At 65.5% G+C, this 722-nt stretch carries 1 protein-coding gene; it reads left to right on the forward strand.

What is annotated here, in order from left to right; all coding sequences use genetic code 11:
- Positions 1–392: 392 nt before the first annotated feature.
- The coding region (locus J0695_RS38795) for a methyltransferase domain-containing protein (RefSeq protein ID WP_206969561.1) at positions 393–722 on the forward strand (330 nt) is incomplete at its 3' end.

Consider the following 722-nt stretch of genomic DNA (forward strand, 5'->3'; position numbering starts at 1 on the left):
AGACTGAAGAGGGACATCCAGGTCACAGCGTCGGCACATGACACCGAAAGTGAGAACCTACATTCCTGTAGGTTCTCAAATTTCGTGTCGGTGCCCCACCGCGATGTCGGATGGAAGCCGGATCCGACATCGTGGTGGGACACCGCAGTTCAGCGGATCGAGCCGCGGTCACCGATCGGTGGCGCTGTCGGCTCTCCGGCACGAAGCTGAGACGCAGGGCGTCCGACGCGTCGTGAGACTCGGGAGAAGCGGCCGGCCTCGGAGGCCGCATCCGACACGAGCTGCGAGACCCTACATCCCTTCCTGCCGAATAGCATCGCTGTCAGCCACGGTGTTGACTCTCCCGTATGTCAACGACTCTCGGTGTGTCCCGACCTGATCAGGCCGCCTACATGCTCCGAGCAGCAGCCGGCGCCGGCCGCGGCTACAAGCGGGAATTGATGAATCTGCTGGACGTCCGGCCGGGGCAGACGGCACTCGACGTGGGATGCGGCCCAGGTACCGACCTGTCGGCGCTGGCCGAACGCGTCGGCGTCAGCGGCACGGTGATCGGAGTCGACCGTGACTCGGTCATGCTCACCGAGGCCCGCCGGCGTACGAAAGACCTGTCGGCAGTGGAGATCCGGGAGGGAGACGCCCACTCCCTGCCCGTCGCGCCGGGGTCAGTGGACCGGGCCAAGATCGATCGGGTTCTCATGCATGTCGCCGAGCCCACGAGACGC

The organism is Streptomyces beijiangensis (assembly GCF_017315755.1).
In the GTDB taxonomy this organism is placed as follows: domain Bacteria; phylum Actinomycetota; class Actinomycetes; order Streptomycetales; family Streptomycetaceae; genus Streptomyces; species Streptomyces beijiangensis.